This window comes from Flavobacterium glaciei (assembly GCF_003350545.1).
Classification (GTDB): domain Bacteria; phylum Bacteroidota; class Bacteroidia; order Flavobacteriales; family Flavobacteriaceae; genus Flavobacterium; species Flavobacterium glaciei.
Map to the genome: position 1 here is coordinate 107,362 of NZ_QQBA01000006.1, position 17,350 is coordinate 124,711.

The window sequence follows — 17,350 nt, forward strand, 5'->3', positions numbered from 1 at the left end:
TATTACTTTTTTTTATTTTGAATTACCAATTTCTTCAATTGGATTACGCCTCTTGTCTTTCAATTGTTTAAAATGTGATGGAGAAAGTCCAGTAACTTTTTTAAATTGACTTGATAGATGTGCAACACTGCTGTAATTCATTTTCCAAGCAATTTCAGTAATGTTTAATTCACCATAAATGATTAACTCCTTTATGCGTTCTGTTTTATGGGATATGATAAACTGTTCAATTGTAGTTCCTTGTACTTCTGAAAACAAGTTAGACAAATACGTATAATCGTGATTTAATTGTTGACTCAGATAATCAGAAAAATTAATTTTTATATTTTCAGTTGAATGGTGGACCATCTGAATAATTACATTTTTTATTTTTTCTATTAACATAGATTTTTTATCATCCATCAATTCAAGACCAGAATCTAAAAGTGCTTTTTTTAATAGTTGTCTCTGTTCCATAGAAATATTTTCCATGATTTCAACTTCACCTAAATCAACAACCATGAAGTGGAGTCCAAGTTTTTTTAGTTCCTCTTTTACCGCCATTTTACAGCGATTACTTACCATGTATTTAATGTATAGTTTCAAAGATATTTTGTTTACGGTTTAGAGAAATTATTTTTTTGTCAAAGTTACGCTATATATTTTAATGATTAATTTATCAAAAGAAATCTCATCTGTTATACTTGAAATTTCAGTTTAAAACAGTTAAATCATTGAAATGCAATGTGTTATTGTTGTATTGTTTGAATTAGGTATACTTTTATAAAGCATAATTAATTTTGCATCCGCTTCTAATTATTTTTGTCATCATTCTGTATTGCAAATTTGAATTAAAATAAGTTGGAGAATATGCCGGAATTACTATCCCGTCTCCTAATGTAAGCAATTGTTTTATGTTGTCGAATAAAATTTCGAATGTAACGTCAATTGTTTGTATGCAATTAGCAATAGGAGATGTTAATTCTTCTAATACTTGACCAGCATCAAATGATAATCTAGATATGTTACTGGTAGTTTTTTTTATAATAGTTCTACTAAAAACAGTATTTAGAATGTATGGTGAGATTTCAACAATGACTTGTAATTGCGATTTTGTTAGCTCATTAGTATCTATTGCATTGATTTTAAAGGGCATATTCACTTTTTAGTATTTATAGATTATAAAGATACTATCTCAAAGCCGAATTTTTGTTATATAATTATTTAAAAAGTTTGTTTAATTATGATAAGAATTTTAGATAAAAATCGATTTTTTAATCAAAAATTTACCTTAATTAAAATAGTAATCATATAATATTACCCGCTTTTAATCTTTTTTGAGGATTTAAAGCAGGTCTTATTAAAAGTATGTTTATTATCTAAAAGTCTAAAAGATAGAATTGTAATTTGAGAATATTACATGGAGAAAGGAGTAATCCAATCTAATGATTTAATCGAAGAAACTTTATTTTCTTGATTCATCGAAACGCGAAGTTCCTTATTAGCTACTTTCTTAGAATAGAGGGCTTTGTAGCGAAAAATGGTAGTTTTATCAAAATTATTTTTATAAACTTCAACTAATTGAAGATCAATAAAAGTCCCGTAATACTGACGGAATCGTGTGCAGGTTTTAGTCAACCTATCTTCGGTAGTATTCTTAATAACAGATTCTGTTGCTTCACTCTGGTTAAAAGGTTTGAATCTAGAGGTATTACAAGTCATTAGAACTCTCTTACCTAATTCGTAAGCTTTATTCTTTTGATTTTCGCTAACTGCGGATAAATTAATTTTTTCAATTTTAGCCTTTTCTGGTTCGGGTTCTGTAACAATAACTTTTTTGGATTTACATCCAATAAGTAACAATATGCTAAAGGCAATAATTATTTTTTTCATATTTATATAATTTTTAATAAAATATTTGGATCAGGACAGTTTTCTAAATAGTATTCCAAATCATTTTTACTACATACTCCAGGGTAATCGCCAAATTTTTGAGTAATTTCTTTTATGATTTGAAAATGCAAATGAGGTGCATAATCTCCATTTACAGATGCATCTCCTAAAGTTGCTATTTGTTGTCCTTTTTCAAAAAAATCACCAATTTCAATATCATTGATACTTTCTAACGACAGATGTCCATATAAAGTATAAAATTGCTGATCTTCTATTTTATGTTCTAAAATAATAGTTGGTCCATAATCTCCTAAACCGGTATTGTAATTAAAACTATGTACAAATCCATCAAGTGCCGCAAGAACTTTAGTTCCGGCTTTAATCCACAAATCTAAACCAATATGGATATTTCTTTCCTCAGTTTTAGAATCGTTAAAAATATCACTTCGTTTGTACAGATTTCTGATTTCATTATAGCCACCAAAAGCTACTTTTGCATTATTTTTTTCTAAATAATTTTCGATGTAATTTTCAAAATCAGTTGAATTATCAATAGAATGTTTTGTAAAGTCTTCATTTTTAATCGATAAATCCAATGGGATGTATTGGTTGTAATCTATCGATTTGTCTATTACTTTTACATCTTGTATCTCTTTTAAAATAGTTTTAAGCAGGGTCATAATTGATATTAATTTATATAATTTTTAAATTTAAAATAAAAACGGGCAACATTATAATTTGGGTAGTTTTATAACTTTTAATTGGGAATAATATTTTACAAAAATCAAAATAAAAAATGCCAATATGAAATTTCATATTGGCATTCTAAGTTTTAGTTAAGATAATATTCGTTTATTATTTTTTGATCTCAACTTTTGCTTCACCACCAGAAATTTCTACACTGGTATTAGTTTTTCCATCCTTTGTTGAAATACTAACACCATCGGTAGCTACTTTTATAGATGTACTGTCTTTTGCTACTGTGGTTACGTTTGTCGTTGTCTCGCTAGCAGTTTCAGTTTGTGTTGCAGGAACGGTAGTTTCTTCTTTTTCCTTGCAGGAAATAATTGAAAGTACTGTAAGTACTCCTAAAAACAATGTTGCTTTTTTCATAATTTATTTTTTTTAACTAATTAATAGATGAACAATTTACGTTTTTAAATCTGTAAAACAAAAATTGGCTAGTATTAAAAAATCCTAATGGTAAGATTAGGATTTTGATTTATAGATTGATTCTTAGTATAAATTTGGATATTTAGAAGGATTTACTTCATTCATCATTGCATAGACTTTTTCAAAAATATCTTCTGCAGAAGGTTTAGAGAAGTAGTCTCCGTCTGTTCCATAAGCTGGTCTGTGTGCTTTTGCAGTTAAGGTTTGAGGTTTACTGTCTAAATAATTGTAGGCTTCTTGCACTTCAATTATTTGTTGTAAAATATAAGCCGAAGCTCCACCAGGAACATCTTCGTCAATCACTAATAGACGATTTGTTTTTGCAATACTTTTTACTACATCTTGATTTATATCAAATGGAAGTAAAGATTGTAAATCGATAATCTCACAATCAATACCTACTTCAAGAAGCTCATTTGCGGCTTGTTGAACTAATCGCAAAGTGGAACCGTAAGAAACAAGAGTAATATCAGTTCCTTCTTTCAACGTTTCTACAACCCCAATAGGAGTTTTGAATTCGCCATAATTCAAAGGCATTTTTTCTTTCAATCGGTAACCATTCAAGCATTCGATTACTAAAGCTGGCTCGTCACATTCTAACAAACTGTTATAAAAACCGGCTGCTTGTGTCATGTTTCTAGGTACCAATACATGAATTCCACGGATAGCATTGATAATCATTCCCATAGGAGAACCGGAATGCCAGATTCCTTCTAATCGATGTCCACGTGTTCGTATAATAAGAGGTGCTTTTTGTTTTCCAACAGTACGGTACCTTAATGTAGCTAAATCATCACTCATGATTTGAATAGCATACAGCAAATAATCTAAATATTGAATTTCAGCAATAGGGCGTAGGCCTCGTAAAGCCATTCCTATCCCTTGACCTAAAATAGTAGCTTCACGAATGCCCACATCGGCAACACGTAATTCTCCATATTTTTCTTGCATTCCTTCTAAACCTTGATTTACATCACCTATTGCTCCTGCATCTTCACCAAAAATCAATGTTTCAGGGTATTTTGTAAATATAGCATCAAAGTTATCACGTAAAATCATGCGACCATCTGTGTCTTCTTTTGCATTTTCAGGGTATACTGGTAACACTTTTTCTACAGAAAAAACATTTAAATCCGTTTCTGAAAATAAGTTACTGCTAAATTTCCCTTGTGTTTTTTTGATGTAAGAACTAATCCATTGTGATAATTCTTCTTTACCGTTTTCGTTTAGGATTAATCGTAAAACTTTGCGAGCCGTAACTAGAATTTCTTTCTTTAAAGGAGATTTAATACTAGTTAAATCAGAGATGAATTGTAAAATTCTATCTTTATTTTTACTGGTCTCCGCTATTTTTTCTAATAATGCAATTAGTTGTTTTTGTTCTTCTAAAATAGGTTCAATAAATGCATTCCAAGCGGCTTTTTTACCTTCTAATACATCTTTTTTTGCTTGAGCATCAATAGCTTCAATTTCTTCAGGTGAAGCAATGTTGATTGCAATCATCCATAATTTCATTTGGCGGATACAATCAAAATCTCTTTCCCATGCTAAACGGTCTGCGTTTTTGTATCTTTCATGAGAACCAGAGCTAGAATGTCCTTGCGGTTGTGTCAATTCATTTACGTGAATCAAAACAGGAATATGGTTTTCTCGGGCAATATCAGCAGATTTCTCATACGTAGCAACTAAGTCGGCATAATCCCAACCTTTAACTCTTAGTATTTCATACCCATTGGTACCTTTTTCTCTCTGATACCCTTTTAGAATTTCCGAAATATTTTCTTTGGTTGTTTGGTGTTTAGCATGAACTGAAATACCATACTCATCATCCCAAACACTCATAACCATAGGTACTTGTAATACTCCTGCAGCATTTATAGTTTCGAAAAACAGCCCTTCAGAGGTACTTGCATTTCCTATTGTTCCCCAAGCAATTTCATTTCCTTCATTTGAAAAATTAGCTGCATTAGGTATTCCAGTAACTTGTCTGTATATTTTAGAAGCTTGAGCAAGTCCTAGTAAACGCGGCATTTGCCCAGCTGTAGGAGAAATATCAGCACTTGAATTTTTTTGTTCTGTTAAGTTTTTCCAACTTCCATCTTCATTTAAACTATGAGTGGCAAAGTGACCGCCCATTTGTCTTCCTGCTGACATAGGTTCTAGTTCAATATCAGTATGACCATATAAACCGGCAAAAAATTGTTGCACGGTTAATTCTCCTATTGCCATCATAAAAGTTTGATCGCGATAATACCCAGAGCGGAAGTCTCCATTTTTGAAGGCTTTAGCCATAGCTAACTGGGGAACCTCTTTTCCATCACCAAAAATGCCAAATTTAGCTTTTCCAGTCAATACTTCTTTACGACCTAAAAGACTGCATTCTCTGCTTACTATAGCTAATTTATAGTCATTCAGTACTTCGATTTTGAAATCTTCAAATGTCAATGTAGTATTGGTTTTTTCTTTTATCATAATTGAAAAGTATAACTTTATGAGGCAAATTTACTTAAAAACTAGCTATTTTCATAATTCATTAAAAAAAATATAATTTAATTATTGCAATTTATTCTAATAAAAAGAACTTTATTTTTTTTATATGTGTAATTTTATATTCGATTTAGTGAGAATAATTTAATAAATAATGAAAAATATATTGGATTAAAACCATTTTCGATTAAAAAGATTGATTAATGTTTTAGGTGAAAAAGTTATTATAAATCGTACTTTCTCATTGTAATTATTTTGTGTTATTTCCCATCCTCTATTAGAATAGACCGGAAAATATAACTCGAAGTAATCTGTAACTAGATTAAGACGTATTCCACTGTCAAATATAAAATCTTTGTTTTGGTTTTTATTTTTAATGAAACCTACATCTCCATATATTTCTATCCAGTTCCATATACTAACACTAGCATTTAAGCTGGTAATCCATCTATTGGCAAATGGTGTTTCCATTTTTGATTTAAAGCCACCTTCAGCCATTATGAATTGTTGGCTATAAAAACCGGTGCTTTCTGAACGCCCAAAATAATTGTAATCAAACAAATAATCAGTAGGTCTGTCTGTGGCGAAACTAAAAAAATCAGATTCCGTTTTGTTATATAAAAAGCTTCCTGCATAGAATCGCAAATTAATTTGGCGGTTGTTTTCAAAAAGTTTTCTGTATTCAATTTCGCCGTTTATTTTTCCAAATTTCCCTGAGATTTGAATATCTGAACTAAAATTGAAATGATTCGTTACCTCAGTTTTTGTATTTACATAACGTGCATTAAAGATAGAATAACTTGATGGAGCATTGTCCATTGCAAAAGCGCTTTTTTCCCTGTTTACAATTACTTGACGCAATAGAATGAGTTGTTTTCTATTATCTCTAAAATTAGGCTCTCGAATTCGCAATTGCACCATAGGATTTAATCTCAAGTAGGAAGCGTCCTGTGCGTAGTGAAAGTATGAGCCGCTAATGGAGTATCTTACATTGAAAAGTGTACTGTTTCTATAATTTTGATTAACTGCAAACGAAGCAGAACCGGATAAATTATTTGACCTCGTAGAGTAGGATGGATTGATATCAAATGTAAAAGGCTTATCTAAAATGGTCTTATTATGCAATCGTAATCCTGGAGTTATACCATCATACAAATTATAATAAATGGAAGGAACATATAAGACCTGATTGTAATATGGATCCTCTAAATCTTTTAAAAACACAAATTTAACCGGGCGATTATTCGGAAAAAAACCGTCTAATTTTTTCCAGTTATTTCGTAAATTAAATTCTGGAACTTCATTTTTTAAATTTAAAACAATTTTATCAGCACCATTTCTTGGAAATGTAAAAGTGCTGTCGCATTCTTCAATATCCAACCATTGTTTAAAGACAACGGCGCCCTTTTTTGTACCATAAACAGGGATTGGAATAGGAGTTTCTGTTTTGTTAATTACTGAAAAAGTGATGCTGTCTTGCGTTTTCTTAACGCTTGAAAATTTGTAATCTATGATAGCTCTAGAGTTAATAATAGTATTAAAAAACCAATTGATATTTTTGTCTGTATTTGATTTTAGTATGGTTTCAAAATTAGTTCTGGAAACTTGTTGCGTCAAATTAAGACTGTAAAATTGTTTGATACTAGCAGGCACAGTTTCATTTTGTAAATAATCATCTAAAAATCGAATACTCAATCCAGAACGATATTTACTGGCTATTTGTTCATTAAATTTTATCAATGTGTTTTTTGAATCCCCAAGTGCTTGATCCAGATTTTTCCGAGCCATCAGCATATATAAATAGCTGTACTGATCATTAAAACCAATGTTAGCGATGTTATAACTATTTAAGAGCCTGATATTTGATATAGTCCCCATCATTTTAGTATTTGGGTGATTTTCATCCATATATTTCATCATGGCATAAACTTGCAAACCATCGTATATCCAGTTGTCTTTTCGGGGATCTAATTGTAAACTTTTTTTTAAATATTCATTCAAATAAGTTTTAAGAAATTTAATTTCAAAAAGAAATTCATCCGTAAACGGGCTTATAAACGAAGGAAGTTGATTTAAACCATAAAATGGATTTCTATCGTAATCTGTTTGAGATACAACAATCTTTTCATGGGGATATTTTCCAATTAATTCGTTTGCAAAGTTTACAATTCTATCTATTACAATTGACTTTTGTATTGGTTCTATTTTGTTATTTCGTAAATCTGTAAGTACTTCAACAGCGTTATTCTTATAGCTTTCAAAATGGTTTTTAGGCTCTATGATAAGATTGAAATCAGCCCTGCTATTCCCAGATAAATTATAATTGGCAAAAGAGTCTGAAATAGTTGATAAACTACTTTTTAAATCGGAAGTTACTTCGAAATTATTGGGTGTTTTTAAATTAATTTCAAAACTTGAGTAAGCATTTGCGATATCATCTAAATTCGTATTACTATATCGTATAAAATCATGGTTTTCAAATCGGGCAGGAGTAAGAAACCAGTTTTTAAGGTGTATAGTTCCGCTATTATTGTACCCATATTTTGTAAATTTATCGCTTGGGATTTTAGTAATATAATTTAAGTTTAAAACAATTTTCTGATTCGGAAGAAGAATACGACCTAATTTAATTTCAATTAAATCAGGATTTTTTTCGGGTCTTTCCCATGACAAAACCATTTTATTCGAATCTGAAATGATCAGGTTATTAGTTCCTCCGCGCTCTTCTTCTTTTGCTAAATGAAATCCTCTATAAAATTCATCAGAAAATCGTTTGGCTAATGGCGTGTTTTTAGCAGAAAAAGCATTATTCCAATCATTTAATACAATCGATTTTAAAGTGTCATTTGACTGATTAAAAAAAGTAATTTGTTGTTGAATTGTCAACACTTTATTCTCTATGTTTAAGTCAGCCTTTATCTCAGAATGATGTTGGCCATATTGTTTTATTGAAAGTAATAAAACAAGGGTATAAAACGTGATTTTAAAGAATGATTTCAAATTCCGATGTTAATTTTAATAAAAAATAAATATACTTTTTTTTTAGAATAAAACACTATCAACTCAACCAAATTAACATAAAAAAAGCTGTCGGTTAGACAGCTTTTTCATTAAAAATTTGGTGATAAATCGTATTTTTTATAAAAGGCATTTAGTACATCAACCACTTCATCCTCAGTATCTACAATTTTAAATAAATTCAAATCTTGAGGACTTACTGTGCTTTCTTTTTCGACTAAAACAGTTTTTATCCAATCTATTAATCCAGACCAAAAACTGGTACCCACTAGAATAATAGGAAACTTAGCAATTTTTTTTGTCTGAATCAAAGTTATCGCTTCAAACAATTCATCCATAGTTCCAAAACCTCCTGGCATCACTACAAAACCTTGTGAATACTTGACAAACATCACTTTTCGAACAAAGAAGTAATCAAAATTCAGATTCTTATCACTGTCAATATAGGGGTTAAAATGCTGTTCAAAAGGCAATTCAATATTCAATCCCACAGATGTTCCACCGCCAAGATGAGCACCTTTATTTCCGGCTTCCATAATTCCGGGACCACCGCCTGTAATTACGCCATAACCGGCTTTACTGATTTTATATGCAATTTTTTCTGCCAGTAAATAATTAGAATCCTCAGGTTTTGTTCTTGCGGAACCAAAAATAGAAACGCAAGGACCTATGCGTCCCATGCTTTCATAACCGTTTACAAATTCGGCCATAATTTTAAAAATAGCCCAACTATCATTGGTTCTAATCTCATTCCAAGTCTTTCTTTTTAGTCGGTCTTGGATAACTTTATCTTCATCATTGTCAAAATCTTCTAATCTCATATTCTATATTTTAGTTGTCTTTTCTATTTTTTTCAGGAGCTTAATCCTGCTGTCCGTTTTATCTTTTTATTTTTTAAAGAAAAAAATAAAAAGGATGCCACTTCCATCAGGGCTAAAAATCGAGCCTGCTAAAGTAATTCTTTTTTTAAAACTGAAGCTTATTGATTTACCACTTTTTTATTCCCCTCCTTTGGAGGGGTGCCCGCAGGGCGGGGTGGCTTTTTATTGGTACAATTTCAAATCTTATTTACTTAACTACCAAACTCCAAAACAATATATTCCTCCAGCTCCTTCATCACATTATTCAAATCGTGTTTTATCCTTAAATCAGAAATCCGATATAACTTTAATCCTAAAGATATAAGATACTCTTCTCTTTTTTTATCGTATTCTTCCTTGTTGTCATGACTTGAACCGTCAATTTCGATTATCAATCCCAACGTTTTGACGTAAAAATCTACGATATAGTTACCTATTATTCTTTGTCTGTCAAAATCTATTTTCCAAAATATTCCTTTATGAACTTGCAACCAAAAGATCACTTCTGAAAGCACACCTGCTTTGCGCAATGCTCTAGCCCTAGATTTTAAGTTTATGTTGTAGGGTAAGTTTTCGATCAATTTTCTATAAATTGGCTTTCCGTTTACATAAGCGGTTATTTCTCGATTACTTTCCATACGATTTGCTTTTTTTACATTCCTTTGATAGTAAGGGTTACAATTAAGTTGTTGCCGTTACTAGAGTTCAATTTACATAAAAAAGCCAATTTTTGCAAAAAATACAAAATCTAAAAACCACCCCGCCCGCCGCGGCGGGCACCCCTCCAAAGGAGGGGAATTAAACCAACTCTTTCTTTAAAAACTGAGCGGTATAGCTTTTTTTACTTTTTGCAACTTCTTCGGGCGTGCCTTTGGCAATCAGCTGACCGCCACCTTTTCCGCCTTCAGGACCAATATCTATGATGTAATCGGCTAGTTTAATTACGTCCATATTATGCTCGATAATCAAAATCGTATTTCCTTTATCAACCAGTTTGTTAATAACTTCCATCAAAACTCTAATATCCTCAAAATGGAGTCCTGTTGTAGGTTCGTCAAGAATATAAAACGTATTTCCAGTGTCTTTTTTAGATAATTCTCCTGCTAACTTGATGCGTTGTGCTTCGCCACCAGAAAGCGTTGTGCTTTGTTGGCCTAAAGTGATATAACCTAAACCAACATCCTGAATGGTTTTTACTTTTCTATAAATTTTCGGAATCATTTCAAAAAACGGAACGGCTTCATCAACTGTCATATTCAATACATCCGAAATAGATTTTCCTTTATATCTAATTTCCAATGTTTCTCTATTAAAACGCTTTCCTTGACAGGTCTCACATTCTACGTAAACGTCTGGCAAAAAGTTCATTTCTATTGTTCGAACACCTGATCCTTCGCAGGTTTCACATCGTCCGCCTTTTACATTAAAACTAAAACGTCCCGCTTTGTATCCACGAATCATACTCTCAGAAGTCATCGTAAACAGGTTTCTGATTTCGGTAAAAACTTCGGTGTAAGTTGCTGGATTCGAGCGTGGCGTTCTACCAATAGGACTTTGGTCAATATCAATCACTTTATCGATATGCTCTAAACCTTCAATTTTTTTGTACGGTTGCGGTTTTTTGACACCATTAAAATAATACGCATTCAAAATAGGGTAGAGCGTCTCGTTGATTAAAGTCGATTTTCCACTTCCCGAAACTCCAGTCACGCAAATCATTTTACCCAAAGGCAATTCTATCGAAACATTTTTCAAGTTATTTCCGGTTGCTTCCGTTAGTTTTAGAAATTTTCCATTGCCTTCTCTTCGTTTTTTAGGAACCTCAATTTTCATTTCGCCATTCATGTACATCGCAGTAATAGTTTGGTGTTTCAAGATTTCGGCAGGTGTTCCTTTGCTGATAATTTCACCACCGTATTTCCCAGCTTTTGGTCCAATATCAATCACATAATCGGCGCGTTCTATCATATCCTTGTCATGTTCCACAACAATTACCGAATTTCCAATATCGCGTAATTGTTCGAGAGAATGAATTAATTTTTCATTATCTCTTTGGTGTAAACCAATACTGGGTTCGTCTAGTATATACAAAACTCCAACCAATTGCGAACCAATTTGTGTGGCCAAACGAATACGTTGTGCTTCACCACCAGAAAGTGATTTTGAGCTTCGGCTTAAAGCCAAATAATTTAAACCCACATTCATCAAAAAGTTCAATCGGTCCTTAATCTCTTTGATTACTTCAGTCGCAATACGCTTTTGTTTATCAGATAGATGGTTGTCTAAATCATTAAACCAAACTGTCAAATCCGAAATGTCCATGTCGCACAATTCGGTGATGTTTTTTGTGTTGATTTTAAAGAATTGTGCTTCTTTTTTTAATCGGGAACCTTCACAAACAGGACATTTTATTTCATCCATGAATTCCTTTGCCCAACGTTTTATGCTTGTTGAACCACTTTCATCATGTTGATTTTTTATGAAATGCGAAATTCCTTCAAAATCAATTTTATATTCTTTAGTAACTCCAGCTGTTTTCGATTCGATACTAAATTTTTCTTTGCCACCATTCAAAATCATTTCCATCGCCTCAGCAGGAATGGTTTCAATAGGATCAGTCAATTTAAAACCGAATTTTTCGCCAATGGTTTCTAATTGCTTAAAAATCCAAGAGCTTTTGTATTCGCCCAAGGGAGCAAAACCGCCCGCTTTGATAGATAATTTCGGGTTTGGAACAATTTTTTTACTGTTGACTTCATTCACAGTTCCAAGTCCGTTGCAATGATCGCAAGCTCCTTTTGGAGAATTGAAAGAAAATAAATTAGGCTCTGGATTTTGATAGGAAATTCCAGTACTAGGACACATCAAGTTCCGACTAAAATAACGCACCTCATTCGAATCTTGGTCTAATACCATCAATACATTTTCCCCTTGATTCATGGCGGTATTGATACTTTCCATCAAACGTTTGGCGTTATCTGGCGTATCTTCAATTACCATTCGGTCCACAACAATTTCGATATCGTGTGTTTTGTAACGGTCGAGTTTCATCCCTAAAGTAATATCAAGCACGTCGCCATTTACACGTACTTTCAAGAAACCTTGCTTGGCAATTTGTTGAAAAAGCTCTGCGTAATGTCCTTTTCGAGCTCGAATTACAGGTGCCAAAATATTGATTCTTTTTCCTGCAAAATCCTGAATGATCAAATCCTTAATTTGTTCGTCAGAGTAAGAAACCATTTTCTCGCCACTGTTGTAACTATAGGCATCGGCACCACGAGCATAAAGCAAACGCAAGAAATCGTAAATTTCAGTAATTGTTCCTACCGTAGAACGTGGACTTTTACTAGTCGTTTTTTGTTCAATAGCAATCACAGGCGAAAGCCCGTCGATTTTATCAACATCAGGACGTTCTAATCCACCTAAAAACTGACGTGCATAAGCAGAAAAAGTTTCTACATAACGGCGTTGCCCTTCGGCATAAATGGTATCAAAAGCTAAGGAGGATTTTCCAGAACCTGAAAGACCGGTAATTACAACCAGTTTTTCTCTTGGAATGGAAACATCTATATTTTTTAAGTTGTGCACGCGAGCGCCTTGAACTTCAATGGTATTGTCTTTGTCTAGCATAATTTTTTTGCAAAAAGCAAAGTTACCATTTTGATTTATTCTTTTGATGCAACAGTTTAGGAGATTGTGTTAAAAGAAAATCAAAAATTATTCAATAGTCATTGATTTTAGTTTTGTTCTATAGGCTTCAAGCGCAACAGACTTGGAAATAAAACCATAGTATTTTCCATCTTTGAGAACGGGTAAGAAGGCTTTTTTTGATTTTTCAAACTTGTTCATGACTATTTCCATGCTGTCTTCCGGTGAAATGATTTCAACTGCTTCGATCATTATCTCTCTAACCAAAGTGTATTTTACTCGGTAGGTATTGAATATTATTTCTCTAATATCATTAAAATGAACAATACCCAATAAGTTTTTTTCAGTATCTACGACAGCAAAAATCACCTGATTGGAATGTGATATTAAATCTACCAGTCTTTCTAAATTTTCATTAGGGGAAACCGTCAAATAGTCAGTTTGAATTATGGAGGTGGTCTCTAAAGTCGAAAGGATATTGGTGTCTTTATTACTGGTAAAAGCATGCCCTTTTTTGGCTAAATTCTTTACATCCATCGAATGTTTTTCAAATCGTTTTGAGATGGCAAAACTAATAGAAGCCACAATCATCAAAGGAATCATCAAGTTGTATCCTCCTGTAATTTCAGCTATTAAGAATATCGCAGTCAAAGGAGCGTGAAACAATCCACTTAAAATTCCTGCCATTCCTACCAAAGTAAAATTACTAACAGGTAATTTAGTAAGTCCAGTCAGATTTATAAATTTAGAGAAAAAGAAACCAACATAAGATCCCAGGAATAAGGAAGGAGCAAAGTTACCTCCGTTTCCACCACTGCCTAAAGTAATTCCAGTTGCAAAAACTTTGAGCATCATGGTCAATCCTACAAATACTAATAAAGCCCAACTATTGTCTCGAAAACCACTAAACAATGTGTTTTCCAATAATTTTCCCGGATCATTGTCAGATAATGTTTTGATGCTTTCATATCCTTCTCCAAAAAGTGTTGGAAAAATAAAAATAAGTATCGCTAAAATGGAAGAACCAAACAATGCTTTTTTGTAAGGTGATAGTTTAAGACGTGCAAAAAAATGTTCTACTTTCTGGAAATTTCGGGAGTAATAAACGGAAATGAACCCTGTAAATAAACCTAAAAGAATATAAAATGCAATATTATGATAATCAAAACTCTCCTGTTGTTTGAAGGATAATAAAATTTCTTCGTTTAATGCAATTACGGATACTAAAGCGCCTGTGGCTGCGGCTATCATGATAGGAGTAAAGGCTGCTATACTCACATCTACCAATAATACTTCGATAGCAAATAATACTCCTGCAATTGGAGCATTAAAAGCTGCGGCGATTCCGGCTGCAACTCCGCAACCAATAAGTAAAGTACGGTCTTTATAGCTTAATTTATATTTTTGTGCATAGTTAGAACCAAAAGCGGCTCCTGTAATTACAATCGGACTTTCTAAACCTGCAGAACCACCCAAACCAACAGTTAATGAGCTCGTTACAATTTGGGCGTACATTTGTTTTTTTGGAATAATACTCGCTTTCTTGGCAACAGCATATAAAATTTGTGAAGTTCCTTTTTGGATGGATCCACCTAATACTTTTTTGACTACTAAAACGGTCAATAAAATACCAATTATGGGCAAAATACTATTAAGAAATCCAAGTTTCAAAATCCCGCTGACGTACGTAGCAAAAGAAAATACCCAGTGCGCAAAAGTTTTTAGTACGATTACAGCAAATGCCGCCGAAATTCCAACTAAAACGGCAGATAAAAATATAAACTGTTTAGGAGTCAATAAGGATTGCGCAAGGGCAATTATCGTTTCTAATTTTGAAATATATTTTTTGAACATGATACTTTTTAAAAGGGCTACAAAACTACTATATATTTTATCCTAACACATATTTTTTAACGCTTCTTTTGTGCTTAATGGTTTTAAAGTATTTGTTTTTACAAATTCTTTGACCGCCTCAGGATTCGATTTTGCGTACTCACGTAATGCCCAGCCAATTGCTTTTTGAATAAAAAACGCTTTAGAATGTGCATGATTTAAACATTCGGAAAATAAAAAATCAACATTTGTTTTTTGTTTGTAACCCAATTGAAATAAAATGGCGCTTCGGTGCAACCACATATTATCTGACTTTGAAAATCGTTCTATAGTTTTTTTTGTTTCTAAAGGGAATTCTAAAAGATATTCACCCAAGATATACTTCGCTATGGTGTCGACACTATCCCACCAAGAATTAGTAGTTATCAATTTTTCAATCAGCTGAATATCTTCTTTTTTATAATTCCCTTTAAGTTCTTTTATTAAAATCTCAATCGCACAATAATGAAATTCCCTTTCATTTTTCGAATATAAATCTAATGCTATTGCTCTTGCGTTTGCTGAGACCTCTTCTTTGTTTTCTTTCCAAATTTCCTTGAAAATACGTCTTCGTTCTTCGGTTTTTATTCCAAAAAACGGAAAATTATTCTTCATGTATTTTGCCATGGCAAAAGTATTTTCAGGATTTTTATTTGCTGTAAAAGCGTTTTCTAAGGCAAGTATAAAGTTCATAAAGATTTAAATTTTTAATCATCCTGAGCGCAGTCGAAGGGCTAAAATCCAACGGCTTTATCGTCTCCTCTAAAATCAGCGCCACCTTCGAGTTTTTTATTTGGTAAAACTAAAATGGCATCTACTTTTCCTATAACAGGTGTCGTCTTTTCGTTGATTAAATATCCTTTTGATTTCAAGGTTTCGAAGGTTTTAGTGTCGAAAGTATTCGGTTCAAAAGTGATTAAATCTGGCAGCCATTGATGGTGAAATCGTGGCGCATTAACAGCTTCCTGCATACTCAAATCATACTCATAAACATTTAATATCGTTTGCAATACCGAAGTAATTATCGTAGAACCACCCGGAGAACCCACAACCATGAATAATTTCCCGTTTTTCTCAACAATTGTTGGTGTCATCGAACTCAGCATTCTTTTTTGTGGCGCAATACTGTTGGCTTCATTTCCTACTAACCCAAACATATTGGGTTCACCTGGTTTGGCACTGAAATCATCCATTTCGTTGTTGAGGAAAAAACCTAGTTCATCACAATAATATTTAGAACCATAACCGTCATTTAATGTAGTAGTAGACGAAACTGCATTGCCAAACTGATCCACAATCGAATAATGGGTTGTCTCCGTACTTTCATTATACGTTACTTTTCCTTCTTTTATATCTGATGATAAAGTGGCTTTTTGAAAACTGAAATTCGACATTCTTTGTTTCAAATAATCATCTGCCATTAAAGCTTTTAAAGGAATTTTTACAAAATCAGGGTCACCCAGATAATAACTTCTGTCGGCATACGCTCTTCTTTCAGCTTCTACAATAACTTGAATGGCTTCCGTTGAATTATGGCCCATTTTAGCCAGATCAAAAGGCGCTATCATTTTGAATATTTCAGCTAGACATATTCCGCCGCTGCTGGGAGGAGGCATAGAAATAACCTTTAAATCTTTGTAGTCAAAAGTAAGTGGCGTTCGCCATTTGGCTTCGTATTTTGCCAAATCTTCTAAGGTGATTATAGCTCCTTTTTGCTCAAGGTATTTGACTAATGTTTTAGCAGTTTCACCTTTGTAAAATTCATCTCTACCATTCTTTGAAATTCTTTTCAATGTGGTCGCGAGGGCAGGATATTTGATGATATCATTTTCTTTAAAAGCAGTAGCAAATAGTGTTTTATCACCATTTACTTTTATGATTTTGTCACGATAAGCAGCTAATCTATCTTCTTGTTTTTTGGTAACAATAACTCCTCTTTCGGCTAATGCAATTACCGGTTTTAGTATTTCCTCAATAGGTAATGAACCCAATTTTTCATGAACTGCAAAAACGCCAGCAATTGTTCCAGGAATTCCAATAGCAAGTGGAGATTCTGTACTTTTTCCTTTAATAACATTTCCTTTTTCGTCCAGAAACATATCTTTAGTTGCCGCCAATGGTGCTTTTTCTCGGTAATCCAAAGAACCAATTTCGCCGTTTGCTTTTCGATAGACCATAAAACCGCCACCTCCAAGATTTCCCGCAAACGGATAAGCTACGGCCAAAGCCAATTCAGTAGCAACCATAGCATCAAAAGCATTACCTCCTTTTTTCATGATTTCAACTCCAATTTTTGAAGCTTCTTCACGTGCCGAAACTACCATTGTTTCATTTGCAACTAATCCTGTGGGCTGAACCATATTTTTTTGGGTTTTACAACCAATAGACAAAACACTCAATAGAATAATAATTTTTTTCAT

The 17,350-nt window shown here is 32.8% G+C and carries 13 protein-coding genes; all 13 read right to left on the minus strand.

What is annotated here, in order from left to right; genetic code table 11:
* Window positions 1–12: 12 nt before the first annotated feature.
* A complete protein-coding gene (locus DFR66_RS07220) occupies window positions 13–564 on the minus strand; it encodes a helix-turn-helix domain-containing protein (protein WP_114754168.1) in 552 nt (183 codons plus the stop codon).
* Between the two features lie 196 nt (window positions 565–760).
* Entirely contained in the window at window positions 761–1,135 is a 375-nt protein-coding gene (locus tag DFR66_RS07225) for a cupin domain-containing protein (protein ID WP_114754169.1), read from the minus strand.
* Window positions 1,136–1,395: 260 nt separating this feature from the next.
* Window positions 1,396–1,872: a hypothetical protein gene (locus DFR66_RS07230; RefSeq protein ID WP_114754170.1), complete on the minus strand. Its 477-nt coding sequence runs from the start codon at window positions 1,870–1,872 to the stop codon at window positions 1,396–1,398.
* A 2-nt stretch (window positions 1,873–1,874) separates the two neighbouring features.
* Entirely contained in the window at window positions 1,875–2,552 is a 678-nt protein-coding gene (locus tag DFR66_RS07235) for a peptidoglycan DD-metalloendopeptidase family protein (protein WP_114754171.1), read from the minus strand.
* A 175-nt stretch (window positions 2,553–2,727) separates the two neighbouring features.
* Window positions 2,728–2,985, minus strand: a complete 258-nt coding sequence (locus tag DFR66_RS07240; RefSeq protein WP_114754172.1) for a hypothetical protein — start codon at window positions 2,983–2,985, stop codon at window positions 2,728–2,730.
* Between the two features lie 123 nt (window positions 2,986–3,108).
* A complete protein-coding gene (locus DFR66_RS07245; RefSeq protein WP_114754173.1) occupies window positions 3,109–5,517 on the minus strand; it encodes an alpha-ketoacid dehydrogenase subunit alpha/beta in 2,409 nt (802 codons plus the stop codon).
* 186 nt (window positions 5,518–5,703) lie between these two features.
* On the minus strand, window positions 5,704–8,451 hold the full coding sequence (locus tag DFR66_RS07250; protein WP_114754231.1) for a gluzincin family metallopeptidase: 2,748 nt from the start codon (window positions 8,449–8,451) through the stop codon (window positions 5,704–5,706).
* Window positions 8,452–8,642: 191 nt separating this feature from the next.
* The gene (locus DFR66_RS07255) at window positions 8,643–9,371 is read right to left on the minus strand and encodes an LOG family protein (protein WP_114754174.1); all 729 of its coding nucleotides are present in this window, start codon (window positions 9,369–9,371) and stop codon (window positions 8,643–8,645) included.
* A gap of 251 nt (window positions 9,372–9,622) precedes the next feature.
* Window positions 9,623–10,048, minus strand: coding sequence for an endonuclease domain-containing protein (locus tag DFR66_RS07260; RefSeq protein WP_114754175.1), 426 nt, complete (start codon window positions 10,046–10,048; stop codon window positions 9,623–9,625).
* Window positions 10,049–10,208: 160 nt separating this feature from the next.
* The gene (gene uvrA, locus DFR66_RS07265; protein WP_114754176.1) at window positions 10,209–13,040 is read right to left on the minus strand and encodes an excinuclease ABC subunit UvrA; all 2,832 of its coding nucleotides are present in this window, start codon (window positions 13,038–13,040) and stop codon (window positions 10,209–10,211) included.
* An 87-nt stretch (window positions 13,041–13,127) separates the two neighbouring features.
* On the minus strand, window positions 13,128–14,912 hold the full coding sequence (locus DFR66_RS07270; protein WP_114754177.1) for a chloride channel protein: 1,785 nt from the start codon (window positions 14,910–14,912) through the stop codon (window positions 13,128–13,130).
* A gap of 42 nt (window positions 14,913–14,954) precedes the next feature.
* Window positions 14,955–15,623, minus strand: coding sequence for a DNA alkylation repair protein (locus tag DFR66_RS07275; RefSeq protein WP_114754178.1), 669 nt, complete (start codon window positions 15,621–15,623; stop codon window positions 14,955–14,957).
* Between the two features lie 41 nt (window positions 15,624–15,664).
* The gene (ggt, locus tag DFR66_RS07280; RefSeq protein WP_114754179.1) at window positions 15,665–17,350 is read right to left on the minus strand and encodes a gamma-glutamyltransferase; all 1,686 of its coding nucleotides are present in this window, start codon (window positions 17,348–17,350) and stop codon (window positions 15,665–15,667) included.

What these genes read in the sequence shown, in the direction of transcription:
- DFR66_RS07235 (WP_114754171.1), bottom strand. Translation starts at nt 2,552, where the DNA reads ATGACCCTGCTTAAAACTATTTTAAAAGAGATACAAGATGTAAAAGTA.
- DFR66_RS07230 (WP_114754170.1), bottom strand. Translation starts at nt 1,872, where the DNA reads ATGAAAAAAATAATTATTGCCTTTAGCATATTGTTACTTATTGGATGT.
- DFR66_RS07220 (WP_114754168.1), bottom strand. Translation starts at nt 564, where the DNA reads ATGGTAAGTAATCGCTGTAAAATGGCGGTAAAAGAGGAACTAAAAAAA.
- DFR66_RS07225 (WP_114754169.1), bottom strand. Translation starts at nt 1,135, where the DNA reads ATGCCCTTTAAAATCAATGCAATAGATACTAATGAGCTAACAAAATCG.
- uvrA (WP_114754176.1), bottom strand. Translation starts at nt 13,040, where the DNA reads ATGCTAGACAAAGACAATACCATTGAAGTTCAAGGCGCTCGCGTGCAC.
- DFR66_RS07270 (WP_114754177.1), bottom strand. Translation starts at nt 14,912, where the DNA reads ATGTTCAAAAAATATATTTCAAAATTAGAAACGATAATTGCCCTTGCG.
- DFR66_RS07260 (WP_114754175.1), bottom strand. Translation starts at nt 10,048, where the DNA reads ATGGAAAGTAATCGAGAAATAACCGCTTATGTAAACGGAAAGCCAATT.
- DFR66_RS07245 (WP_114754173.1), bottom strand. Translation starts at nt 5,517, where the DNA reads ATGATAAAAGAAAAAACCAATACTACATTGACATTTGAAGATTTCAAA.
- DFR66_RS07275 (WP_114754178.1), bottom strand. Translation starts at nt 15,623, where the DNA reads ATGAACTTTATACTTGCCTTAGAAAACGCTTTTACAGCAAATAAAAAT.
- DFR66_RS07255 (WP_114754174.1), bottom strand. Translation starts at nt 9,371, where the DNA reads ATGAGATTAGAAGATTTTGACAATGATGAAGATAAAGTTATCCAAGAC.
- DFR66_RS07240 (WP_114754172.1), bottom strand. Translation starts at nt 2,985, where the DNA reads ATGAAAAAAGCAACATTGTTTTTAGGAGTACTTACAGTACTTTCAATT.
- ggt (WP_114754179.1), bottom strand. Translation starts at nt 17,350, where the DNA reads ATGAAAAAAATTATTATTCTATTGAGTGTTTTGTCTATTGGTTGTAAA.